The sequence below is a fragment of the Pseudomonas putida genome, assembly GCF_028682395.1.
Classification (GTDB): domain Bacteria; phylum Pseudomonadota; class Gammaproteobacteria; order Pseudomonadales; family Pseudomonadaceae; genus Aquipseudomonas; species Aquipseudomonas putida_AB.
Genome location: NZ_JANHLC010000011.1, coordinates 133,782 through 155,771 on the forward strand (window position 1 = coordinate 133,782; position 21,990 = coordinate 155,771).

Here is a 21,990-nt window from a genome sequence, read left to right on the forward strand (position 1 = left end):
GACATCCGAATCGCTTAAGCTCGCGCTTACAGAACAGGGTGCGTGATGGCTTGCTTAAGGCGCAATTGCTGACGGTCGGCATCGAGCTCAACCTGAGCCCCCAAGGGCAGGCTCAGGTTCGGGTCGCAATGCCCGCTGCGCCAGCCCGCCAGAACCGGAATGCCCAGAGGCGCCAGTTCCTGCTTCATCAGCCGCATCAGCGCATCTGTCTCGATACCGGCAAAATCCCCTATCAGCACGCCCCTCAGGCCCGTCAAGGCGCCTGCCAGGCGCAACTGTGTCAACAGTCGGTCCACTCGATAGAGCGGCTCGTTGACGTCCTCGATAAACAGGATCGTGCCTTCGCTGTCCAGCGCATAGGGTGTGCCAAGCAGCGCGCAGATCAGCGCCAGGTTGCCGCCCAACAGACGCCCGCTGGCACTGCCCGGGGCCAATGTAGTCAAACGGTAAGCCTGGGGATGGTGCAGTATCGCGTCAGCGTCGGCCTGGCCGGTCAGCAGGCTCAGCAAAGACGACTCGGTGGGGGCTAGCTTGTCACCCAGCAAGTCCGCATTGAGCAGCGGCCCATGGAAGGTCACAAACCCTGCGTAACGGCTGATCGCCAGGTGCAACGCCGTGATATCGCTGTAGCCGACAAAGGGTTTCGGGTTGGCTTTGAGCAGCTCGAAATCGATGCCATCCAGCAATCGCGGACAGCCATAACCGCCGCGAAGGCAGAAAATGGCGTCAATGGCAGGGTCGGCAAAGGCCGCATGCAGATCGGCCAGGCGAATGGCATCGCTGCCTGCCAGATAACCGTCGCGCTGGCTGACCCCTGGGAAGACGCGCAACGTCAGGCCACGCTCGCCCATCCATTGATGCGCCCTGGCAAGGTCCAGGTCGGCCGGGCCAGCCGGGGCGATCAGACCGATCACCCCGCCCGCGGACGGAAGTGGCGCGACTGGCGATTGATAGGTGAAGCCTGAATACGGAGGACGCAATGCCTCACGCACCGACCAGGCCTGCCTTGGCCAGCTTCGCCTGCTCGTCGGCATGGTACGAGGAACGTACCAGCGGGCCGGAGGCGACGTTCTTGAAGCCCATCTTGTAGCCTTCCTCGGCGAACCAGGCGAAGGTGTCCGGATGGACAAAACGCTGCACCGGCAAGTGATTGCGCGAAGGTTGCAGGTACTGGCCCAAGGTCAGCATGTCGATATCGTGCTCACGCATGCGCTTCATCACTTCGATGACTTCCTCGTCGGTCTCGCCCAGGCCGAGCATGAGCCCGGACTTGGTCGGTATGTGAGGCATCATCTGCTTGAAGCGTTGCAGCAAGGTCAGCGACCACTGGTAATCCGAACCCGGACGCGCGGCCTTGTACAGGCGCGGCACGGTTTCCAGGTTGTGGTTGAACACATCCGGCGGCTCGGCAGCGGTGATTTCCAACGCGATATCCATCCGGCCACGATAGTCGGGCACCAGGGTTTCGAGTTGGACATTCGGCGACAACAGGCGGATTTCGCGGATGCAGTCGGCAAAATGCTGGGCACCGCCATCACGCAGGTCGTCGCGGTCCACCGAGGTGATGACCACGTACTTGAGGCGCAGGTCGGCAATGGCGACGGCCAGGCTCTTGGGTTCGTTGATATCCAGAGGCTTCGGACGACCATGGCCCACATCGCAGAACGGGCAGCGACGGGTGCAGATATCACCCATGATCATGAACGTGGCAGTACCGCCGGAGAAGCACTCGCCCAGGTTCGGGCAGGAGGCCTCTTCGCAGACGCTGTGCAGCTTGTGCTTGCGCAGCAGTTGCTTGATACGGTCGACTTCCGGCGAAACCGGGATACGCACGCGAATCCAGTCGGGTTTCTTCGGCAGCTCGGTGGTCGGGATGATCTTCACCGGGATCCGCGCGACCTTCTCGGCGCCACGCAGCTTCACGCCGGCTTCGACTTTGGGACGAGCCTGGGCGGCGGCCACGCGCTCGGAAATATCGAGCGTCGGGATCAGGGTTTGCACAGCGTCTTGCGCAGTAGTCATATCAATCGATTCCGCCCGTAAGGGTCGTCTGCTCAGCATAGTCGAGGTGTTTGACGAGCTGCGCACGCAGTCGGGCACTTACCTCGGCAAATTCAATCGGCCCTGTATGGTCGCTCAGCTGGGTCATTGCCAGCCCGGCATAGCCGCAGGGGTTAATCCGTCGGAACGGTTCCAGGTCCATGTCGACATTCAGGGCCAGGCCGTGGAAGGAGCAGCCATTGCGAATCCGCAGCCCCAGGGAGGCGATCTTCGCGCCATCCACATAAACCCCCGGCGCATCGGCCTTGGCCGCGGCACTGACGCCATACTCGGCCAGCAGCTCGATCAGGCAGTGCTCCATGCGGGTAACCAGGTCGCGAACGCCAAAGCCTAGACGACGCACGTCCAGCAGCAGATAAGCGACCAGTTGACCGGGGCCATGATAAGTCACTTGGCCACCGCGATCGACCTTGACCACCGCAATATCACCCGGAAGTAGTAGATGCTCGGCTTTACCGGCCTGCCCCTGGGTAAACACCGGCGGGTGCTGCACCAGCCAGACCTCGTCGCCAGCCTCGCGCCCGCGCGTGTCGGTAAAGCGCTGCATGGCTTGCCAGACAGGCTCATAGGCCTGCAGGCCAAGCTCGCGAAAACCGAGCACGCCTGGCATCAGAGCACCATGTGCACGATACCGGTCGCACGCAGGGCACTGTTGATATCGCGCAGTTGGTCTTCGCCGGTGGCCGTGATGTGCAGTTGCACCGTGGTGTACTTGCCATTGCTGCTCAAGCGCTCGGCCAGCGTGCTGATATCCAGCGTGGCGTACTTGGCAATGATCTCGATAACCGTGTCCTTGAAGCCGACACCGGTATTGCCGATGACCTTGATCGGGTAGTCATCGACGGGAAATTCAATCTTGTGCGACTTAACGTCAGTATCTGTCATGGCGGTAACGGCCTCGTAAGCCGTGGCGACGGGATACGCCCCGGGCTCGATGTACAAGCCCAGAGCGTAGCGGTCGAAATATCAGTTGAACAGGCCGAAGAAGAACAGGCGGATGCTATCCCACGCACGGCGCAGGAAACCACCTTCTTCAACGGTTTCCAGGGCGATCAGGTCAGCGCTGTGCACCACCTTGTCGTCCAGTTTGACTTCCACCTTGCCGATCACGTCGCCCTTGGCGATAGGCGCGACCAGTTGCGGGTTCATGGTCATGCTGGCAGCGAGCTTCTTGAGCTGGCCCTTCGGCAGGGTCATGGTCAGGTCTTCAGCCAGGCCGGCCTTGACTTGATGGGTCGAACCTTTCCAGACCTGAGCCTGAGCCAGTTCGGCACCTTTCTGATAGAAGGTCTGGGTTTCGAAGAAGCGGAAACCGTAGGTCAGCAGCTTCTGGGTTTCGGCGGCGCGCGCCTGTTCACTGACGGTACCGAAGACCACCGCGATCAGGCGCATGCCATCACGTACGGCCGAGGACACCATGCAGTAGCCGGCTTCGTCGGTGTGGCCGGTTTTCAGACCATCGACGGTCTTGTCGCGCCACAACAGCAGGTTGCGGTTAGGTTGCTTGATGCCGTTCCAGAAGAACTCCTTCTGCGAGTAGATCGCATAGTGGGCTGGATCTTCGTGAATGATCGCGCGAGCCAGTACCGCCATATCGTGAGCCGACGAGTAGTGTTCCGGATTCGGCAGGCCGGTCGGGTTCATGAAGTGGCTGTTGCCCATGCCCAGTTCGCCAGCGGTCTTGTTCATCATGTCGGCGAAGGCATCTTCGCTGCCGGCGATGTGTTCCGCGATGGCTACGCTGGCATCGTTGCCGGACTGGATGATGATCCCGTGCAGCAGGTCACTGACGCTGACCTGGGTGCCGACCTTGATGAACATCCGCGAACCACCGGTACGCCAGGCGTTTTCACTGACGGTCACCGGGTCGTTCTCGCCAATCTGGCCGCGACGGATTTCCAGGGTCGCGATGTAGGCGGTCATCAGTTTGGTCAGGCTGGCCGGTGGCAAGCGCTGGTCACCATTGTTTTCGACCAGAATGTTGCCACTGCTGGCGTCCATCAATACATAGGACTTGGCGGCCAATTGCGGCGGCGACGGCATCATTTCGGCGGCCCAGGCGGCAGGCGCAATGAGCAGGGGGACAAGCAGGCACAGGCGTTTGGCAAAAGTGGTGATGTTCATCCGTCTCTCGAAGTTGCTAATGGAAACTTGCCCTCGCGGGCAAAACTAATCTGACAGTCCGTCGCCAGACTGTCGCGCATGCAGTTGCTCGCCCCACGCCCTTGACCGGGCTCTTGTTCTTTGACAAGCCAGCAACCCAGGCCCGCCGCGCGTACGCGACCGGCCGTCTATCCCTTTACTCGGCAGACACCACGCTCGGCTGGCCCAGATTGGCCAGACGTACGCTGTCCTGCACTTGCTGGATCTCACCCGGCGTGCCGATCGGCCCCAGGCGGACCCGATGCAGCGTCTGCTGATTGCGTACGATCGAGCTGATAAAGACCGGCGCGCTCACCATACCGCTCAACTTCGATCTCAACAGCTCCGCAGCGTCCGGGTTGGCGAACGCGCCCACCTGGAGATACTGGCCAGATGCTGGTGCAGAAGCGTTTTTTTTTGCCTCGAACTGCGTCGGCACGACGGCCGCAGCGTGTTGCTGCGGTGGTGGCGTCCATTGCTCGACGGTGCCGGCGGACGCCGTAATGACCGGAGCGGTCTGGGCCACTTTCGGCTCATTGAGCATCAGCGGCGCCGGACGACCACGCTGGGCCCACCACTCCTGTGGATCGATCCCCTCGACCTTGACCCGGGCGGTGCCAGTCTCAGCGTAACCAAGCTTCTTGGCCGCCGCGTAGGAAAGGTCGATGATTCGATCGGAATAGAACGGACCACGGTCGTTGACCCGCAGAATCACGCTGCGGTTGTTGTCCAGATTGGTTACCCGCACATAGCTGGGCAACGGCAGGGTCTTGTGCGCAGCACTCATGCCGTACAGGTCATAGACTTCGCCGTTGGCGGTGTTCTGCCCGTGGAACTTGGTGCCATACCAAGACGCTGTGCCAGAGGCGACATAGCGCTTGGATTCCTGGATCGGGAAATAGGTCTTGCCCAGCACGGTGTAGGGGTTGGCCTTGTAGGGGCCAGTGTGCAGGGTCGGCGTGGCGTCCGGGATACGCGAGACATCGACGTCCCACCAGGGCGCGCCATCCTTGTGGGCCCGGTTGATATCCAGGCCCGGCGTGCTGCGTACCGTGTTGGACGACTGCGGCGCACGGCTGGTGGAGCAACTGACCACCAGTAGCGCCAGGGCGCCATAGGCCAGCAGCTTGAATGTTGGGTGAATCGGTAAAGCCCGCATTACTTGGCGCCCCGTGCTTGAACCAGCAGATCGGACAGTTGATGTACCGCCATGGCGTACATCACGCTGCGGTTATATCGCGTGATCGCATAGAAGTTCTTCAAGCCCAGCCAGTACTCGGGGCCATTTTCGCCTTCCAGGCGAAACGCCGTAACCGGCAGATCATCGCGCAGCGCATCATGACTCGACCAGCCCAGCGCCCGCAACTCCCCGACGGTCTTGACCGGCTCGATTCCCGGGCTCAGCCCTTCGTCGACTCGATCACCACGGATGCTGGCCAGGCTGACGACCGGCTCGCCGGCCACCCAGCCATGGCGCTTGAAGTAGCTGGCAACGCTGCCGATCGCATCGTCGGCATTGTTCCAGATATTGATGTGGCCATCACCGTCGAAGTCCACGGCATAGGCGCGAAAGCTGCTCGGCATAAATTGCGGCAGGCCCATCGCCCCGGCGTAGGACCCCTTGAGCGTCAGCGGATCGACCTGCTCTTCACGCGCCAGCAGGAGGAACTCGCGCAACTCCTTGCGGAAGAACTCGGCCCGTGGCGGGTAATCGAAACCCAGGGTCGATAAGGCGTCGATCACCCGATAGTTGCCAGTATTACGCCCGTAAAAGGTTTCGACGCCAATGATCGAGACGATCACCTGAGCCGGCACACCGTATTCCTGCTCGGCACGGGCCAGCACCGCTTCGTGCTGACGCCAGAAATCCACGCCGCGGGCAATGCGCGCGTCGCTGATAAAGATCGGGCGATAGTCCTTCCAGGGTTTGACCCGTTCGGCCGGACGCGAGATGGCGTCGAGAATCGCCTGCTTGCGCTGGGCCTCACGGAACACGCCCATCAACTGTTCCCCGGCGAAACCATAGTCGCGGGTCATTTCCCCGACGAACTCGGCCACCTGGGGCGAGCCATCGTAATCACCGCCCAGGGCCTGTTGGGCCGAGCCGAGGATGCCTACCAGACCGACCCAGGGGACATATCGGGCCGCCCAGCCACGCATAACCTGCATTGAATTGTTCACCTTAATCAAACCTGTGCGATCCACTTACGATGGGTATGGATCGACATCAAAACCCCAAACGCTGACAGCAGCGTCACCAGCGAAGTTCCGCCATAGCTAATGAATGGCAATGGCACGCCCACCACCGGCAGCAGGCCACTGACCATACCGATGTTGACGAAAACATAAACAAAAAACGTCATGGTCAGCGCACCGGCCAGCAGTTTGCCGAACAGGGTCTGAGCCTGGGCGGTGATCACCAGCCCGCGGCCGATCAGCAATAGATAGATCAGCAACAGGGCGCAGATGCCCACCAGGCCGAACTCCTCGCCCATAACCGCAATAATGAAGTCGGTATGGCTTTCCGGCAGGAAATCCAGGTGCGACTGGGTGCCCAGCAGCCAGCCCTTGCCGAAAACCCCGCCGGAACCGATGGCGGCCTTGGATTGGATAATGTTCCAACCCGTGCCCAACGGATCACTTTCCGGATCGAGGAAGGTCAGCACGCGCTGCTTCTGGTAGTCGTGCATGACGAAAACCCACATCGCCACCGCGACCGGCACGGCCGCCGCCAGCACACTGAGGATCCAGCGCCAGCGCAGCCCGCCCATAAACAGCACGAAGGCGCCGCCGGCCAGGATCAGCAGCGCGGTGCCCAGGTCCGGCTGGCGCACAATCAGGATAAACGGGATGCCGATCAGCATCAGGCTGATTCCCACATGCTTGAGCTGGGGTGGCAGGGTGCGCTTGGCCAGGTACCAGGCGATGGTCGCCGGCATGATGATCTTCATGAATTCCGAGGGCTGAAAGCGAATGACCCCGGGAATATTGATCCAGCGCGTGGCCCCCATGGCGTTGTGCCCCATGACGTCCACCACCACCAGCAGGATCACCCCGCACACATAGGCCAGCGGCACCCAGCGCGCCATAAAGCGGGGTTCGAGCTGGGCAATGATCACCATCGAAACCAGGCCGATACCGAACGAAGTCGCCTGTTTGAGCAGCAGGTCCCAGCTCTTGCCACTGGCCGAGTACAGGACGAACAGGCTGCCTGCGGCCAGAATCAGCAGCAGGACCAGCAAAGGGCCGTCGATGTGCAGGCGCTGCAACAGGGTGGCCCGGCGCCGCATCACATCCTCGCTGGACAGGATGCGGTCGAAATTACTGATCAAGGCGTAGCCTCCACGGTGGTTGGGCTGGCGTATTCCGCCTTGAGGCGACCATTGGCATCGAGCAGCCAGGCATCCATGACCTGGCGAACCACCGGCGCGGCGACACCCGAACCGGACTCGCCGTTCTCGACCATCACCGAGACCACGATTTGCGGGTTCTCGGCCGGAGCGAAGCCGACAAACAGGGCGTGGTCGCGATGGCGCTCCTGAACCTTGGAACGGTCATATTTCTCGCCCTGCTTGATCGCGACCACCTGGGCCGTACCGCTCTTGCCGGCAATCAGGTACTGCGCGCCAATGGCCGCTTTGCGCGCCGTGCCACGGGCACCGTGCATCACCTGCTCCATGCCGTGGGTCACGCGGTTCCAGTCGGCAGGGTTGCGCAGGACGATATTGGGAATCGGGTTATCGTCGACCGGCTGCTCGCCTTCGATGGATTTGGCCAGGTGCGGACGGTTCCACACCCCTTTGTTGGCGACCAGCGCCGTAGCCTGGGCCAGTTGCAGCGGCGTAGCTTGCATATAGCCCTGACCGATCCCGAGGATCAGCGTCTCGCCGGGGTACCAGGCCTGCTTGCGCGTGGCCCGCTTCCACTCGCGTGATGGCATCAGCCCCGGTGACTCTTCGAACATGTCCAGGGAGACCTTCTGCCCCAGGCCGAACTTGTTCATGTAGCTGGACAGCCGGTCGATCCCCAGCTTGTGCGCCAGGTCGTAGAAATAGGTGTCGTTGGACCGCATGATCGCCGTGTCCAGATCGACATAACCGTCCCCGGTACGGTTCCAGTTACGATACTTATGGTCATAGTTGGGCAGCATGTAGTAACCGGGGTCGAAGACCCGGCTGCTGGCCGTTACCACGCCCGCATCGAGACCGGCAATCGCCACCGCCGGTTTGATGGTCGAGCCGGGCGGATAGAGGCCGCGCAAGACCCGGTTGAACAGCGGCCGATCGATGGAGTCACGTAGCTCGGCATAGGCCTTGAAGCTGATGCCGGTCACAAACAGGTTGGGGTCGAAGCTCGGCTGGCTGACCATCGCCAGCACTTCACCGGTCTTCGGATTCAACGCCACCACGGCGCCACGACGCCCGCCCAGCGCCAGTTCGGCCGCTTCCTGCAACTTGATATCGAGGCTGAGGACAATATCCTTGCCCGGCGTCGGATCGGTGCGTTTGAGCACCCGCAGCACCCGGCCCCGCGCGTTGGTCTCCACTTCTTCGTAACCGACCTTGCCGTGCAATTCCGCCTCATAGAAGCGTTCGATGCCGGTCTTGCCGATATGGTGGGTACCGCTGTAATTGACCGGGTCGAGGGTCTGCTTTTCCTTTTCGTTGATCCGCCCCATATACCCCACCGAGTGCGCGAAATGCGCGCCCTGGGGGTAGTGACGTACCAACTGGGCCACCACCTCCACGCCTGGCAGGCGGAACTGATTGACCGCAATCCGGGCAATCTGCTCCTCGCTCAGCTCGAACAGGATCGGTACCGGCTCGAAGGGGCGCCGCCCCTGGCGCATGCGTTTCTCGAACAAGGCACGGTCTTCGGGCGTCAGTTGCAGCACCTCGACGATCACGTCGAGCACCTGCTGCCAGTCACCGGAACGCTCACGCGTCATGCTCAGACTGAAACTTGGGCGGTTATCGGCAATCACCACGCCATTGCGGTCGAAAATCAAGCCGCGCGTCGGTGGAATCGATTGCACATGGACCCGATTGTTTTCCGACAGCGTCGAGTGGTACTCGTACTGGATCACCTGCAGATAGTAGAGCCGTGCGATCAGCACGCCAATAAGGGCCACCACCACGCATGCCCCGACCACGACCCGGCTGCGCACCAGACGTGCGTCTTTCTCGTGGTCCTTGAGGCGAATCGGCTGGGTCATTCAGGCAGGCTTATTTGTGGTAAGGGTGCCCGGACAGCACTGTCCAGGCGCGATACAGCTGCTCGCCGATCAGAATCCGCACCAGCGGATGCGGCAGCGTCAACGGTGACAGCGACCAGCGCTGCTCAGCGCGCGCGCACACTTCCGGCGCCAGCCCCTCGGGGCCACCGACCATGAAGTTGACCGTACGCGAATCCAGCCGCCAGCGATCCAGCTCGACCGCCAACTGCTCGGTACTCCACGGCTTGCCATGGACCTCGAGCGTGACGATCCGCTCGCCGGGGCCCACCTTGGCCAGCATCGCCTCGCCTTCCTGACGGATAAAGCGCGCTACGTCGGCGTTCTTGCCACGGGTATTGAGCGGAATTTCCACCAGTTCCAATGCCAGCTCGGCGGGCAGACGCTTGGCATATTCATGCCAGCCTTCTTCCACCCACTTGGGCATACGCGAACCCACAGCGATCAGGCGCAGACGCACAACGACCTCTTACTGCTGGTCTTTGTTGAGCTTGTCGAAATGCGCATGGCTATTTTCCGGGCTGTGGTGCGCAGCGCTTTCGGCGCGGCTCTGCTCGGCACCCTGCCACAGACGCTCAAGGTCGTAGAACTGACGAGCCGAGGCCGTCATCATGTGAACGATCACGTCGTCCAGGTCCAGCAGAACCCAATCGCTGTCGCCTTTACCTTCTTCACCCAACGGGCGAACGCCCTGGGCCTTGACCATCTCACGGACCTTTTCCAGCATCGCGCTGATCTGGCGGTTCGAGGTACCGGTCGCGATGATCATGTAATCGGTGATGCTTTGCTTGTCACGCACGTCGATAACCAGGACGTCCTGGGCCTTGACGTCTTCCAGAGCGGCTACCGCCACTTTGACCAGATCTTCGCCCTTCATTACTTGGTTCTTCATATAAAACTCGTTCAACTCGTATGTTTGGAGCGCTTCCAGGCCTGGGCCTGATGCATTCCTTCAGTTCGACGCACGGTAAAGCCCGTGCGCATCGATGTAGGCCAGTACTGCGTCCGGCACCAGAAAACGCACCGACTTCCCGCTGGCCAGCAGGTTGCGGATCTGGGTAGCCGACACCGCGAGGGGCGTCTGCCAGACAAATGTAATCTGCCCGCCCGGCCCCTGCAGGGCGAGCGGATCACTGACCGACCGTGCGGCCAGCAGGTTGCGCAAGGCATCCGGCGGCTCGCTGTCGGCATCCGGGCGTTGCAGCACCAGGATATGACAATGCTGGAGCAGCTCTTCCCAGCGGTGCCATGTTGGCAGGCCGCAAAATGCGTCCCAGCCCAATAACAGAAACAACCGGTCCTCGGCGGCCAACTCGGCCCGCATCAGTTCCAGAGTGTCGATAGTGTAGGACGGCTTGTCCCGTTGCAGCTCGCGATCGTCCACCACCAACGGCACGACCCCCGCCACCGCGCATTCGACCATCGCCAGACGGTCGACAGCCGATACCTGCGGCGCTTCCCGATGCGGCGGCCTGGCACTGGGTGTCAGGCGCAGCTCATCGAGGCCCATCAATTCCGCAACTTCCAGCGCCCCGCGCAAATGGCCGATATGCACCGGGTCGAAGGTCCCACCCAGAACGCCAATGCGTCGAGGTGGAACAGCGCCAGGGGCCACAGCGGCAGACAGACGTTGCTCGCTCAAGTCAGGCCGGCTCCTGGCCGCGCAACTGACCATCGCCGATCACCACGTATTTCTCGCAGGTCAGGCCTTCCAGGCCGACCGGTCCGCGGGCGTGCAGCTTATCAGTAGAAATGCCGATCTCGGCACCCAATCCGTATTCAAATCCATCGGCGAAGCAGGTCGGCGCATTGACCATGACCGAACTGGAGTCGACATCGATGGTGAATGTGCGCGACTCACCCAGGTCCTGCGTCACAATCGCGTCGGTGTGGTGCGAGCCGTAGTGGTTGATATGCTCGACCGCCTGCTCCAGCCCGTCGACCACGCGAATCGACAAGATCGGTGCCAGATACTCGGTCTGCCAGTCTTCTTCGCTGGCCGCCAACACCTCGACGAGGGCCTGGGTACGCTCACAGCCACGCAATTCGACACCCTTGGCGCGAAACTGTTCGACCATGGCCGGCAGGAACGCTGCCGCGACGGCCTGGTCGACCAGCAAGGTCTCCATGGCCCCACAGATGCCATAACGATAGGTCTTGGCATTGAAGGCAATGCTCCGGGCCTTGGCCAGGTCCGCATGGGCGCTGACATAGACGTGGCAGATGCCGTCCAGATGCTTGATCACCGGCACCCGCGCATCGCGACTGACCCGTTCGATCAGGCCCTTGCCGCCGCGCGGCACGATGACATCGACATACTCGGGCATGGTGATCAACGCGCCGACGGCGGCACGGTCGGTGACTTCCACCACCTGCACCACGGCGGGCGGCAGACCTGCCTCGGCCAGGCCACGCTGGATACAGGTGGCAATGGCCCGGTTGGAATGAATGGCCTCGGAACCACCGCGCAGGATGGTCGCATTGCCGGACTTCAGGCACAGGCTCGCAGCATCGATGGTCACATTGGGCCGCGACTCGTAGATGATCCCCACCACGCCCAGCGGCACGCGCATCTTGCCGATCTGGATACCCGACGGCCGATAGCTCATGTCGCGAATGGCGCCCACCGGGTCCGGCAGGGTCGCCACCTGACGCAGACCGACGATCATGCCGTCGATACGAGCCGGGGTCAGCGCCAGGCGCTCGACCATGGCCGGCTCCAAGCCATTGGCCCGGGCAGCGGCCAGGTCCAGCTCATTGGCAGCGGTCAATTCGGCGCGGGCGCTATCCAGGGCGTCGGCGGCGGCATGCAGGGCGCGGTTTTTCTGCGCGGTGCTGGCGCGGCCGATCACGCGGGACGCGTCGCGAGCAGCGCGACCCAGGCGGGTCATGTAGTCAAGAACGGACTCAGTCATGGTCTCAGTGGTCTTGGCGGAGGGGAAAGCGGCCGATTATAGCCGTGACGCCCGCCCGCGCACAGCGGTGGCAGGCGGATGGTCGAAATCGGCCGCAAATAGTCGGCGTTCAGTCACGATTAAGGTGCTTGTTGGTATGATCGCCGCCCGCTCAGCCGCTTTTAGCCACCGCGCCCATGCCCGACATCCTGCCAGCCGCCCCGCCCATCGCCCTGCCCTGTCACTTTTTCGACCGTGATGCCCAACAGCTGGCGCGCGAACTGCTGGGCAAGGTGATCCGGCATCGGGTCGGCGACCTGTGGCTGGCCGCACGGATCATCGAGACCGAGGCCTATTACTGCGAAGAGAAAGGCAGCCATGCGTCATTGGGCTACACACACAAGCGCCGGGCACTGTTTCTCGACGGCGGGCATATCTACATGTACTACGCCCGCGGCGGCGATTCGCTGAACTTCAGTGCCCAGGGCCCGGGCAATGCGGTCCTGATCAAGTCGGCCTACCCCTGGATCGATGCGCTATCCGGGCCGGCCAGCCTGGCCAGAATGACCCTGAACAACCCCGCTGCCGACGGCACGCCGCGCCCGCAGCAGCGGCTGTGCGCCGGCCAGACCCTGCTGTGCAAGGCGCTCGGCTTGAAAGTACCGGACTGGGATGCCCAGCGCTTCGACCCGGACCGGCTCCTGGTCGAGGATATCGGCCCCTCGCCGTCTCAGATCATCCAGACCACCCGCCTGGGCATTCCGAGCGGGCGCGATGAACACCTGATGTACCGCTTTGTCGATGCCGACTACGCACCGTACTGCACTCGCAATCCGCTGCGCCGGGGTCAGGTCGAAGGACGTGATTACCTTCTAACATCTTGAAACAAGAACGCGCGATTTCTCTCTAGAGAACAGCGCACTTATTGACGACAAATGTCCCCCGGACAGGTCAGATACCCCCGTTACCTGCCAGCGCCGTACACACAACAGACGCCGGCGCCCCCCATTGAACCAAGCAAGGACATCGACATATGGGCCCCTGGCTCGATAGCGTGACCGGCTGGCTGACAGCCAACCCACAATGGCTGGGCCTCGCCGTATTTATCGTGGCCTGCGTCGAATGCATGGCCATAGCCGGAATCATCGTACCGGGCACCATTCTGCTGTTTGCCATTGCGGTAATGGCCGGCAGCGGCGCCCTGCCCCTGGGCGAGACGCTGCTGCTGGGCATGCTCGGCGGCTTGCTCGGCGATCTGATTTCCTACGGCCTGGGCCGACGCTTCCACCAAGGCATCCGACGATTGCCTGGCCTGCGCAGCCATCCGCAATGGATGGCCGGGGCCGAGGCCTATTTCCAGCGCTACGGCATTGTCAGCCTGCTGATCGGTCGTTTTATCGGCCCTTTACGCCCCATGCTGCCGATGGTAGCGGGCATGTGCGACATGCCATTTCCACGCTTTCTCGCGGTCAGTCTTCTCGCCGGGGCCGGCTGGTCGGTGGCGTATCTGCTGCCGGGCTGGGCAACGGGAGCCGCCTTGCGCCTGCCGTTACCGGAGGGATTCTGGCCCCAAGCCGCCATCGTGGCCATCGGCCTGGCTGCGCTGCTGGGCCTGAGTATCAATAGCGGCCTGCGTCGTCACCCACGCACCACCCAACTGATCGCCGGGCTCAGCCTGGCGCTGCTGGTTGCCCTGTTTATCGGCTACCCCTACCTCAAGCAGTTCGATCAGGGGGTCATGGCCCTGGTCCAGGAACATCGCAGCCCGAGCATGGACTATGCGGCAGTCGTCATTACCAGCCTGGGCGAGTTTCGTACGCAGTTTTGCGTTGCCCTGCTGCTGACCTGCCTGCTGTTTCTTTGCCGGCTGTGGCGCCACGCGGTGTTTGTCGGCACCACGTTGGCGGGTACGGCAGTGGCCAATACCCTGACGAAGATGCTCTTTGCCCGGGTTCGCCCCGAAGTCCTGAGCGACCCGCTGACCAGCTTCAGCATGCCCAGCGGGCACAGTTCGGGGGCTTTTGCGTTTTGCCTGATGCTCGCGGTGCTGGCTGGGCGCGGCCAACCGCCACGGATGCGCCTGACCTGGCTGCTGTTCGGCTGCCTGCCGGCGGCGGCGATTGCCCTGTCGCGGGTCTACCTTGGCGCCCATTGGCCCACTGATATCCTGGCTGGCGCACTTCTGGCCATCGGTATTCTGGCCATCAGCCTGACCCTGAGCCACCGCTTTATGCCGCTCGAACCGCTACCGGCCAAGGTCTGGTGGTTGATTCTGCCGGCGTGCATTGCGCTTTACGCCTACTTCGCCCTGCATCACCTGCCTCACCACTTGCTGCGGTACGCCTACTAGGTAGGCGCGCCGCATCCGCGGGCATCAGGGCAGGCCGGGCTCGCCCTGCAGTTCATCGAGCAAGGCCTGGATCGCATCCAGGCATTCCTGCGGATCGTCCAGTTGCAGCAACTCGACCTTGTCTTCCTCGGCAAAGGGCAACAGGTAGGCCAATTGATGGGCCAGCGCCTGCTGGCTATTGGCTTCGGTGTCCATATCAAGCGCCGCGACCATCGGGTGCTCGGCCAATGCCTTGAGCAAGGCGACCAGGTCGGCATCCTCTTCCTGCAATGGCAGTTCGGGCAGGTCATCCAGCCACTCGACGTCGGCCATCAGCAGTTGGTCGCGCTGCGCCTCGGCATTGATGACCCGAAAACGCCGACCGCCCTGGACCCGAATCCCCAACAGACCGTTTTCCTGCTGCTGGAAATCACGGATCAGCGCCTCGCAGCCAATCAACGCGTAGCCATCAGGCGCCACACCGACCTCCTCGCCGTCGAAAATACAGACCACGCCAAAACCGCAATCCTGCTTCATGCAACGGCTGATCATATCCAGATAGCGTGCCTCGAAAATCTGCAGGTCCAGGGTACAACCGGGAAACAGCACCGCATTCAGGGGAAACAACGCCAGGGTCATAAAGCCTTCCTTAAACCAGCAACGTCACGGCCAACGGCAACAAAACAGCGGTACCCACCCCCATCAGGCTCATGGCCAGGGCTGCAAACGCACCGCACTCCTCGCTTTCCTGCAGGGCCACCGAAGTACCCACCGCATGGGCGGTCATGCCCAGGGCCATGCCGCGCGCCTCCGGGCTGTGCACCCCGAGACGCCGCAGCAGGCCTGGGCCGAAAATGGCCCCGATCACCCCGGTGATCAATACAAAGACCGCCGCCAGCGCCGCCACGCCGCCAATCTGCTCGGCGACCAGCATGGCGATCGGCGAAGTCACCGACTTGGGCGCCATGGTCATCAGCATCCTGTGTTCGGCACCGAACCACCAGCCGAGCAGGACACACAGCCCGGTGGCCACCACCCCACCCACCACCAGCGTAGTAAAGATCGGCCAGAACAATTGCCGAATCCGCCGCAGGTTCAGGTACAGCGGCACGGCCAAGGCGACCGTGGCCGGGCCGAGCAGGATACTCAGGATCTCCGTGCTCTTGCGGTACTCCCCATAGGTCAGGCCGCAGCCGAGCAGCACGCCAATCACCAGCAACATCGAAACCAGTACCGGCTGCAGGAAGATCCAGCGGGTCTTTTCGAATGCCGCGAGCACCAGTTGATAGGCACCCAGGGTGATCCCGATGCCAAACAAGGGATGGTGAATAACCGCCGTCCAGGCGCCTTGCCAATCGAACGTCATGGCTTGGGCTCCCGCCGGGCCTGGCGCCGCATCATTCTCTCCATCAGCAACCCGACAAAAGCCATGGACAACAGCAACGACAGCACCAGCGCCCCGGCAATCGCCCAGAAATCGGCGGCGATATCGGCCGCGTAGACCATCACCCCTACCGCCGGCGGCACCAGCAGCAACGGCAGGTAACGCAACAGGCTGCTGGCGGCTTCGCTCAGGGGCGCGCCGACCTCGCCGCGCAGAATCAGAAAGCCCAGCAAGAGCACCAGGCCGATGATCGGCCCCGGCAATATCGCCAGAAACAGATGATTGATGGCCGTGCCGAGTAATTGAAACAGCACCAGCCAGGTCAAGCCGCGAAGCAACATCAGACGTCCCCTCCAAATTGGCGCGGCCATTATAAACACGCCCAGGCCTATGGGCGGGCATTCGCCACAACCATGCGAGCTTGACCCTTTACCTGCGGCCATGGTGATCTAGGCTCTGTACGCAATGTTTTCCAGCGACGGTTCGGCAAAGCGAAGCTACACCGCGAGCGCGAGGCCTATTGTGCCTCACACGCTTGCAGCCCATTCGCACGCGCACCGATACGCAGAGACATTCAGTGCAGCGCCTAGGCCGGTTCCCGGACCAGGCCCTTGGCCCGGCTGTGCATAACAACAACGACAACAGCGATGAACCCAGGAGAGTACCCATGCCCTATGTACCCGTAGCGCAGCTCAATGATTATGTCGGCAAGGAACTCGGACGTTCCGAATGGCTCACCATCGATCAGGACCGCATCAATCTGTTCGCTGAAGCCACAGGCGATTATCAGTTCATCCACGTCGACCCGGTAAAAGCCGCAAAGACCCCCTTTGGCGGCACCATCGCCCATGGCTTCCTGTCCCTGTCGCTGATCCCCAAGCTGATGGAAGACATCCTGGTCCTGCCCGAAGGCCTGAAGATGGTGGTCAATTACGGCCTGGACAGCGTGCGTTTTATCCAGCCGGTCAAAGTCGACTCACGGGTTCGGCTCAAGGTCGCACTCACCGAGGTCAACGAAAAGAAACCCGGCCAATGGCTGCTCAAGGTCACCGCAACCCTGGAAATCGAAGGCCAGGACAAGCCCGCCTATATCGCCGAACCGCTCTCGCTCTGCTTCGTCTGAGCCCTGCCTGGCGCAAAACAGCTACGGCCGTGGCGCGCCACTCTATATAAGCGACACATGGCTGCGGCATACTCGGCACCCTGTTCGATCCGGATCTAGCCATGCGCCCACTCGCCCCCCTAGTGCTGACCCTGTTGCTGACCGCCTGCGGTGATGGCGAATCGCTGTTGCCGCCGGATGCACGCCTGCCCGATGGCGGCCGCTATCGTGGCGAATTGGTCAATGGCGTACTGCAAGGGCACGGACGCATCGACTACCCCAATGGCAGTTGGTACGCCGGGCAGTTTGCCAATGGTCAGTGGCACGGCCAGGGCGAATGGCATGGCAGCAATGGCGAGGTGTATATCGGCGGCTTCGAGAACGGCCTGTTCGATGGCCGCGGCACCCTGACCACCCGCGACAGCACCTACACCGGTGGCTTCAAAAAAGGCCTGCGCGAAGGTGAAGGCACGCTGAAAGAAGGCGGCATGACCTACCGCGGCGGCTTCCACGCCGACCGCTACGCCGGGCTCGGGCGCCTCGAACAAGCCGATGGCAGCCAGTATCAGGGCGCGTTCGCCAATGGCAAAGCCAATGGCCAGGGCCAGCGCAGCGATGCCAGCGGCAACCAGTTCAGCGGCCATTTCGTCAATGGCCAGCTTGAAGGCCAGGGGCTATTTGTCAGCGCCGAAGGCGATCAATACGTGGGCGCCTTCAAGCACAACCAACTGCATGGCAAGGGCCGCTATGAAAACGCCGACGGCGACGTCTGGATCGGTCAATTCCGCGAAGGCGCACTCAATGGCCCGGGCGAACTGATCGGCGCCGATGGCAGCCACTACCGCGGCCAGTTCAGCGACTGGCGCTTCCACGGCCAGGGCCGCCTGAGCCTGGGCGATGGCAGCGTCTATAGCGGCGGCTTCGAAGCCGATATCTACCAGGGGCATGGCACCTTGACCCTGCCCGACGGCCAAGTACAAAGCGGCTACTGGGTCAATGGCCTGCGGGTTCGCGACGCTGATGGCAGATTGTTGCCCGACCCGCTGGAACTGGGGCTGCTGGCGCAAGGCCCGCTGCTGGAAAAAGCCCTGGCGGCCATTGCACCGTCGACCCCGGCCATCGAACTGTACAGCCTGGTGCTTGCTGGCGATGGCAAGCAGAGCGTGTTCCTGCGCGAGGCCGACTATGTGAACACTATGCTCGCCAGCCGTTTTGGGGCCTACGGCCAGATCGGCCTGGTCAACCATCGCGATCACCTGCTCGACCGCCCCATGGCCACCCGCGAGAACCTGCGCCGCGCCGCCCAGACCCTGGCCGAGCGCAGCGGCCCGGAAGACCTGTTGTTTATCTACCTGACCAGCCATGGCAGCCACGACCACCAACTGGTGCTCGATCAACCCCGCCTGGAACTGGCTGACCTGCCAGCCGATGAACTGGCCATCGTGCTCGCGCCCCTGAAGAACCGCGACAAAATCATCGTGATCTCGGCCTGCTACTCCGGCGGTTTTATTCCAGCGCTCAAAGACGAGCGAACCCTGATCATGACCGCCTCGCGGGCCGACCGGGTCTCCTTCGGCTGCTCCGAAGAAGCCGATTTCACCTACTTCGGCGACGCCCTGTTCGCCCAGGCGCTGAATGAAACGGACGACCTGGCGCACGCCTTCAACCTCGCCAAGGCCCATGTCGCCGAGCGTGAACTGGCCGATAACTACGAAGCGTCCGAACCGCAGATCTGGGCACCCAAGGGCGTTCTGGCGCGCTGGAAACTATTACGCCAGCAACAGGCTCGAAAGGCTTTGGAAAGCGCGACTTCGTCCAGCAGGGCAGTTAGAAGCGACTAAGCTTGAGCCTAATAAGGGAGAGGGAGAGCCATTATGTATTTGACGCCCCAACACATCCTGCTAGCCGGTGCCACCGGCCTGACCGGCGAGCACCTGCTCGACCGCCTGCTCAATGAGCCCACTGTCAGCCGCGTACTGGCACCCTCACGCCGGCCGCTGGCCGAACACCCGCACCTGGAAAACCCGGTCGGCGATCCCCAGGTGTTTTTGCCGCAACTGAGCGGCCGGGTGGATATCGCCTATTGCTGCCTGGGCACCACCATCAAGCAGGCCGGCTCGCAGGAAGCCTTCCGCGCAGTCGATCACGATATGGTCGTGGCCTTTGCCAAGCGCGCCCGGGAAATGGGCGCCCGGCACCTGATCGTCGTCAGCGCCATCGATGCCGACCCCAAATCCAAGGTGTTCTACAACCGGGTCAAGGGCGAGATGGAAGAGTCGCTCAAGCAACAAGGCTGGCCGCAACTGACCATCGCCCGCCCCTCGTTGCTACTGGGCGAGCGTATCGAGCCGCGCCTGGGTGAACAACTGGCGGGCCCCCTATCTAAGCTGATCCCCGGCAAATATCGCGGTATCGAGGCCTGCCACCTGGCGCGAGCCCTGTGGCGCCTGGCCCTGGAAGAGCAGGATGGCGTGCGGATTGTCGAGTCGGATGAACTGCGCCGGCTGGGGAAGTAACCCCTAGAAGCCACCGGTGGCCTGAAAGCCCACCCCGAGCACGGTCAGCGCGGACAGCGGCAGCAGCAAGGTGTCGAGCAACGCGCTGGCCGGCAGGTCCAGCCCCGGATAGCGCGGCGCCAGGGCACCGAAGCGATCCATCGCACAGCAACCGCCCTGCAAGGCATACCAGTCGAGCCGAGTCCCGGCGTATACCACCGGCGCACCCGGCTTTGCCGCATCCAGAGTGCGCACGCTGGCACAGCCGCCCAGTTGCAGCGCCAGCCATAGAACGAGCAGCAGCCTATTCATCGCCGCCGATATGATGCTCGCCCCAGCGGGGAAGCATGTCCTGGGGGATATCCAGCAGATTGAGGATCCGGGCCACGACAAAGTCGACCAGGTCGTCGATGGTTTGTGGCTGGTGATAAAAGCCCGGCGAGGCCGGCAGGATAGTCACACCCATATTCGACAGCTTCAGCATATTTTCCAGATGGATGCTCGAATACGGCGTTTCGCGCGGCACCAGGATCAGTTGCCGGCGCTCCTTGAGCGTGACATCCGCCGCCCGCTCGATCAGGTTATTGCAGAGCCCCATGGCAATCGCCGACAGGGTGCCGGTGGAACACGGCACCACCACCATCGCCGCAGGCGAACCCGAGCCCGAAGCAACCGGGGACATCCAGTCTTCCTTGCCATAGACCTTGATCTGCCCAGCCGCCGCACCGGTGTATTCGGTCAGGAAGGTCTGCATCGCCTGGGATCTGGCCGGCAGGCTGACATCGGTTTCAGTGGCCATCACCAACTGCGCAGCCTTGGAGATCAGGAAGTGCACCTCGCGATCTTCCCGTACCAAGCAGTCGAGCAGGCGCAAACCGTAATGCGCGCCGGAAGCGCCCGTCATCGCCAGGGTGATGCGTTGTGGCCCGCTCATGTCAGGGCCTCGGCCAGCTTGCCGTGCAGGCCGCCAAAACCGCCGTTGCTCATGATCACCACCTGGGTCCCCGGCGTGGCCAGATCCTTGACCCGAGCGATAATCGCGTCCAGCGAATCGCAGACCAGCGCTGGCACCGAGCATTCGGCCGCCGTGGCGGCCAAGTCCCAGCCCAGGTTGGCCGGTGCATACCAGATCACCTGATCGGCCTGGACCACGCTTTGCGGCAAGCCGTCACGGTGCGCACCTAGCTTCATGGAGTTGGAGCGCGGCTCGATAATCGCAATCACCGGGGCGCCGCCAACATTCTTGCGCAAACCATCCAGGGTCGTGGCAATGGCTGTGGGGTGGTGGGCAAAGTCATCGTAGATCGTCACGCCCCGCACTTCGGCGACTTTTTCCATCCGCCGCTTCACACTTTTAAAAGCACTGAGCCCGGTAATCCCCATAGCCGGCACGACGCCAACATGACGCGCAGCGGCCAGGGTCGCCAGGGCATTGGCGACGTTATGCTGGCCGGTCATCGCCCAGTCAACCACGCCCTGCACGACGCCTTCGAACGACACCTCAAAGCGCGAGCCATCGTCGCTCAGCAGCCGGGCCTGCCATTGGCCGCCCGCACCAGTGGTCTGCACCGGCGTCCAGCAGCCCATTTCAATCACGCGCTGCAAGGCCGGCTCGGTGGTCGGGTGAATCACCAGGCCTTCGCTGGGAATGGTACGCACCAGATGATGGAATTGCCGTTCGATGGCCGGCAGATCGGGGAAGATATCCGCATGGTCGAACTCGAGGTTATTCAGGATCGCAGTGCGTGGACGGTAGTGGACAAACTTCGAACGCTTGTCGAAAAACGCGCTGTCGTACTCATCGGCCTCGACCACGAAAAACGGCGTGTCACCCAGGCGCGCCGAGACTGCAAAGTTCTGGGGCACGCCACCGATCAGGAAGCCCGGGCTCATGCCGGCATGTTCCAGCACCCAGGCCAGCATGCTGCTGGTGGTGGTCTTGCCATGGGTCCCGGCGACGGCCAGCACCCAGCGGCCTTGCAGCACATGGTCCGCCAACCACTGCGGGCCGGACACATAGGGCAGGCCCTTGTTGAGTACGTATTCGACGGCCGGATTACCGCGCGACAGCGCATTGCCGATCACCACCAGATCCGGCGTCGGCTCGAACTGGGCGGGATCGTAGCCCTGGGTCAGCGCGATGCCCTGGGCCTCCAACTGAGTGCTCATGGGCGGATAGACATTGGCATCGGAGCCAGTCACCCGATGGCCGAGTTCCTTGGCCAGAACCGCCAGGGAGCCCATAAAAGTGCCGCAAATACCGAGAATATGAATATGCATGGTCGACCTCGTAAAACATGGCCGCAGGTTAGCCCAGGGTAGAAAAAATCGCACCCTTTAGCTGTCGCAG

23 protein-coding genes and 1 pseudogene are annotated in these 21,990 nt (G+C 62.4%); 5 read left to right on the forward strand and 19 right to left on the reverse strand.

Going from position 1 to position 21,990, the window contains the following annotated elements; genetic code table 11:
* Positions 1-26 precede the first annotated feature (26 nt).
* The 13 genes and pseudogenes from NPS46_RS22200 to NPS46_RS22260 form a co-directional block, all read right to left on the reverse strand.
* Positions 27-992: a S66 peptidase family protein gene (locus NPS46_RS22200; RefSeq protein ID WP_274111028.1), complete on the reverse strand. Its 966-nt coding sequence runs from the start codon at positions 990-992 to the stop codon at positions 27-29.
* Positions 985-2,022: a lipoyl synthase gene (lipA, locus tag NPS46_RS22205; RefSeq protein WP_274111029.1), complete on the reverse strand. Its 1,038-nt coding sequence runs from the start codon at positions 2,020-2,022 to the stop codon at positions 985-987. Before lipA ends, NPS46_RS22200 begins: the two co-directional genes overlap by 8 nt.
* 1 nt (position 2,023) lies before the next feature.
* Entirely contained in the window at positions 2,024-2,671 is a 648-nt protein-coding gene (gene lipB, locus NPS46_RS22210) for a lipoyl(octanoyl) transferase LipB (protein ID WP_274111031.1), read from the reverse strand.
* Positions 2,671-2,946, reverse strand: coding sequence for a DUF493 domain-containing protein (locus NPS46_RS22215; RefSeq protein WP_274111033.1), 276 nt, complete (start codon positions 2,944-2,946; stop codon positions 2,671-2,673). The genes lipB and NPS46_RS22215 overlap by 1 nt, the downstream gene beginning before the upstream one ends.
* 81 nt (positions 2,947-3,027) lie before the next feature.
* On the reverse strand, positions 3,028-4,185 hold the full coding sequence (locus NPS46_RS22220) for a D-alanyl-D-alanine carboxypeptidase family protein (RefSeq protein ID WP_274111035.1): 1,158 nt from the start codon (positions 4,183-4,185) through the stop codon (positions 3,028-3,030).
* 175 nt (positions 4,186-4,360) lie between these two features.
* Positions 4,361-5,362 (reverse strand): septal ring lytic transglycosylase RlpA family protein, encoded by a 1,002-nt coding sequence (locus NPS46_RS22225; RefSeq protein WP_274111037.1) that lies wholly within the window; start codon positions 5,360-5,362, stop codon positions 4,361-4,363.
* Positions 5,362-6,372 (reverse strand): lytic murein transglycosylase B, encoded by a 1,011-nt coding sequence (gene mltB / locus NPS46_RS22230; RefSeq protein WP_274111039.1) that lies wholly within the window; start codon positions 6,370-6,372, stop codon positions 5,362-5,364. The genes NPS46_RS22225 and mltB overlap by 1 nt, the downstream gene beginning before the upstream one ends.
* A gap of 17 nt (positions 6,373-6,389) precedes the next feature.
* Complete coding sequence (rodA, locus tag NPS46_RS22235; RefSeq protein WP_274111113.1) at positions 6,390-7,493, reverse strand: rod shape-determining protein RodA; 1,104 nt, start codon at positions 7,491-7,493, stop codon at positions 6,390-6,392.
* Positions 7,494-7,531: 38 nt separating this feature from the next.
* Positions 7,532-9,418, reverse strand: coding sequence for a penicillin-binding protein 2 (gene mrdA / locus NPS46_RS22240; RefSeq protein ID WP_274111041.1), 1,887 nt, complete (start codon positions 9,416-9,418; stop codon positions 7,532-7,534).
* Positions 9,419-9,428: 10 nt separating this feature from the next.
* Complete coding sequence (gene rlmH / locus NPS46_RS22245; protein ID WP_274111043.1) at positions 9,429-9,896, reverse strand: 23S rRNA (pseudouridine(1915)-N(3))-methyltransferase RlmH; 468 nt, start codon at positions 9,894-9,896, stop codon at positions 9,429-9,431.
* A gap of 9 nt (positions 9,897-9,905) precedes the next feature.
* A pseudogene (gene rsfS, locus NPS46_RS22250) lies at positions 9,906-10,310 on the reverse strand (ribosome silencing factor); the annotation flags it as partial.
* 78 nt (positions 10,311-10,388) lie between these two features.
* Entirely contained in the window at positions 10,389-11,111 is a 723-nt protein-coding gene (gene nadD, locus NPS46_RS22255) for a nicotinate-nucleotide adenylyltransferase (RefSeq protein ID WP_274111047.1), read from the reverse strand.
* Entirely contained in the window at positions 11,080-12,351 is a 1,272-nt protein-coding gene (locus NPS46_RS22260; protein WP_274111048.1) for a glutamate-5-semialdehyde dehydrogenase, read from the reverse strand. The genes nadD and NPS46_RS22260 overlap by 32 nt, the downstream gene beginning before the upstream one ends.
* A gap of 176 nt (positions 12,352-12,527) precedes the next feature.
* On the opposite strand from NPS46_RS22260, the gene NPS46_RS22265 reads away from it, so the two are divergent.
* Positions 12,528-13,214 carry a DNA-3-methyladenine glycosylase gene (locus NPS46_RS22265; protein ID WP_274111050.1) on the forward strand — a complete coding sequence of 229 codons (687 nt, stop codon included), beginning with the start codon at positions 12,528-12,530 and terminating at the stop codon, positions 13,212-13,214.
* Positions 13,215-13,363: 149 nt separating this feature from the next.
* Positions 13,364-14,680 carry a bifunctional DedA family/phosphatase PAP2 family protein gene (locus tag NPS46_RS22270; protein ID WP_274111052.1) on the forward strand — a complete coding sequence of 439 codons (1,317 nt, stop codon included), beginning with the start codon at positions 13,364-13,366 and terminating at the stop codon, positions 14,678-14,680.
* Positions 14,681-14,704: 24 nt separating this feature from the next.
* On the opposite strand, the gene NPS46_RS22275 is transcribed toward NPS46_RS22270, so the two are convergent.
* From NPS46_RS22275 to NPS46_RS22285, 3 genes are read right to left on the reverse strand one after another with little or no spacing between them, the layout of a single operon-like run.
* Complete coding sequence (locus NPS46_RS22275) at positions 14,705-15,298, reverse strand: LON peptidase substrate-binding domain-containing protein (protein WP_274111054.1); 594 nt, start codon at positions 15,296-15,298, stop codon at positions 14,705-14,707.
* A 10-nt stretch (positions 15,299-15,308) separates the two neighbouring features.
* Positions 15,309-16,025 carry an LrgB family protein gene (locus tag NPS46_RS22280; RefSeq protein WP_274111056.1) on the reverse strand — a complete coding sequence of 239 codons (717 nt, stop codon included), beginning with the start codon at positions 16,023-16,025 and terminating at the stop codon, positions 15,309-15,311.
* Positions 16,022-16,384, reverse strand: a complete 363-nt coding sequence (locus NPS46_RS22285; protein ID WP_274111058.1) for a CidA/LrgA family protein — start codon at positions 16,382-16,384, stop codon at positions 16,022-16,024. Before NPS46_RS22285 ends, NPS46_RS22280 begins: the two co-directional genes overlap by 4 nt.
* Positions 16,385-16,710: 326 nt before the next feature.
* Here NPS46_RS22285 and NPS46_RS22290 point away from each other — a divergent pair, with 326 nt between their 5' ends.
* The 3 genes from NPS46_RS22290 to NPS46_RS22300 all read left to right on the forward strand — a co-directional run bounded on the left by NPS46_RS22290 (position 16,711) and on the right by NPS46_RS22300 (position 19,661).
* The gene (locus tag NPS46_RS22290) at positions 16,711-17,166 is read left to right on the forward strand and encodes a MaoC family dehydratase (RefSeq protein ID WP_274111059.1); all 456 of its coding nucleotides are present in this window, start codon (positions 16,711-16,713) and stop codon (positions 17,164-17,166) included.
* A gap of 101 nt (positions 17,167-17,267) precedes the next feature.
* On the forward strand, positions 17,268-18,986 hold the full coding sequence (locus NPS46_RS22295) for a C13 family peptidase (protein ID WP_274111061.1): 1,719 nt from the start codon (positions 17,268-17,270) through the stop codon (positions 18,984-18,986).
* Positions 18,987-19,019: 33 nt separating this feature from the next.
* Positions 19,020-19,661, forward strand: coding sequence for an oxidoreductase (locus NPS46_RS22300; protein WP_274111062.1), 642 nt, complete (start codon positions 19,020-19,022; stop codon positions 19,659-19,661).
* Positions 19,662-19,664: 3 nt separating this feature from the next.
* Here NPS46_RS22300 and NPS46_RS22305 read toward each other — a convergent pair whose 3' ends face one another.
* Genes NPS46_RS22305 through mpl form a run of 3 tightly spaced genes read right to left on the reverse strand, consistent with a single transcriptional unit; the run spans position 19,665 to position 21,920 of the window.
* Positions 19,665-19,952 carry a YceK/YidQ family lipoprotein gene (locus NPS46_RS22305; RefSeq protein ID WP_274111063.1) on the reverse strand — a complete coding sequence of 96 codons (288 nt, stop codon included), beginning with the start codon at positions 19,950-19,952 and terminating at the stop codon, positions 19,665-19,667.
* The gene (gene ubiX / locus NPS46_RS22310; RefSeq protein ID WP_274111064.1) at positions 19,945-20,574 is read right to left on the reverse strand and encodes a flavin prenyltransferase UbiX; all 630 of its coding nucleotides are present in this window, start codon (positions 20,572-20,574) and stop codon (positions 19,945-19,947) included. The genes NPS46_RS22305 and ubiX overlap by 8 nt, the downstream gene beginning before the upstream one ends.
* Positions 20,571-21,920: a UDP-N-acetylmuramate:L-alanyl-gamma-D-glutamyl-meso-diaminopimelate ligase gene (gene mpl, locus NPS46_RS22315; RefSeq protein WP_274111066.1), complete on the reverse strand. Its 1,350-nt coding sequence runs from the start codon at positions 21,918-21,920 to the stop codon at positions 20,571-20,573. Before mpl ends, ubiX begins: the two co-directional genes overlap by 4 nt.
* Positions 21,921-21,990: the final 70 nt, after the last annotated feature.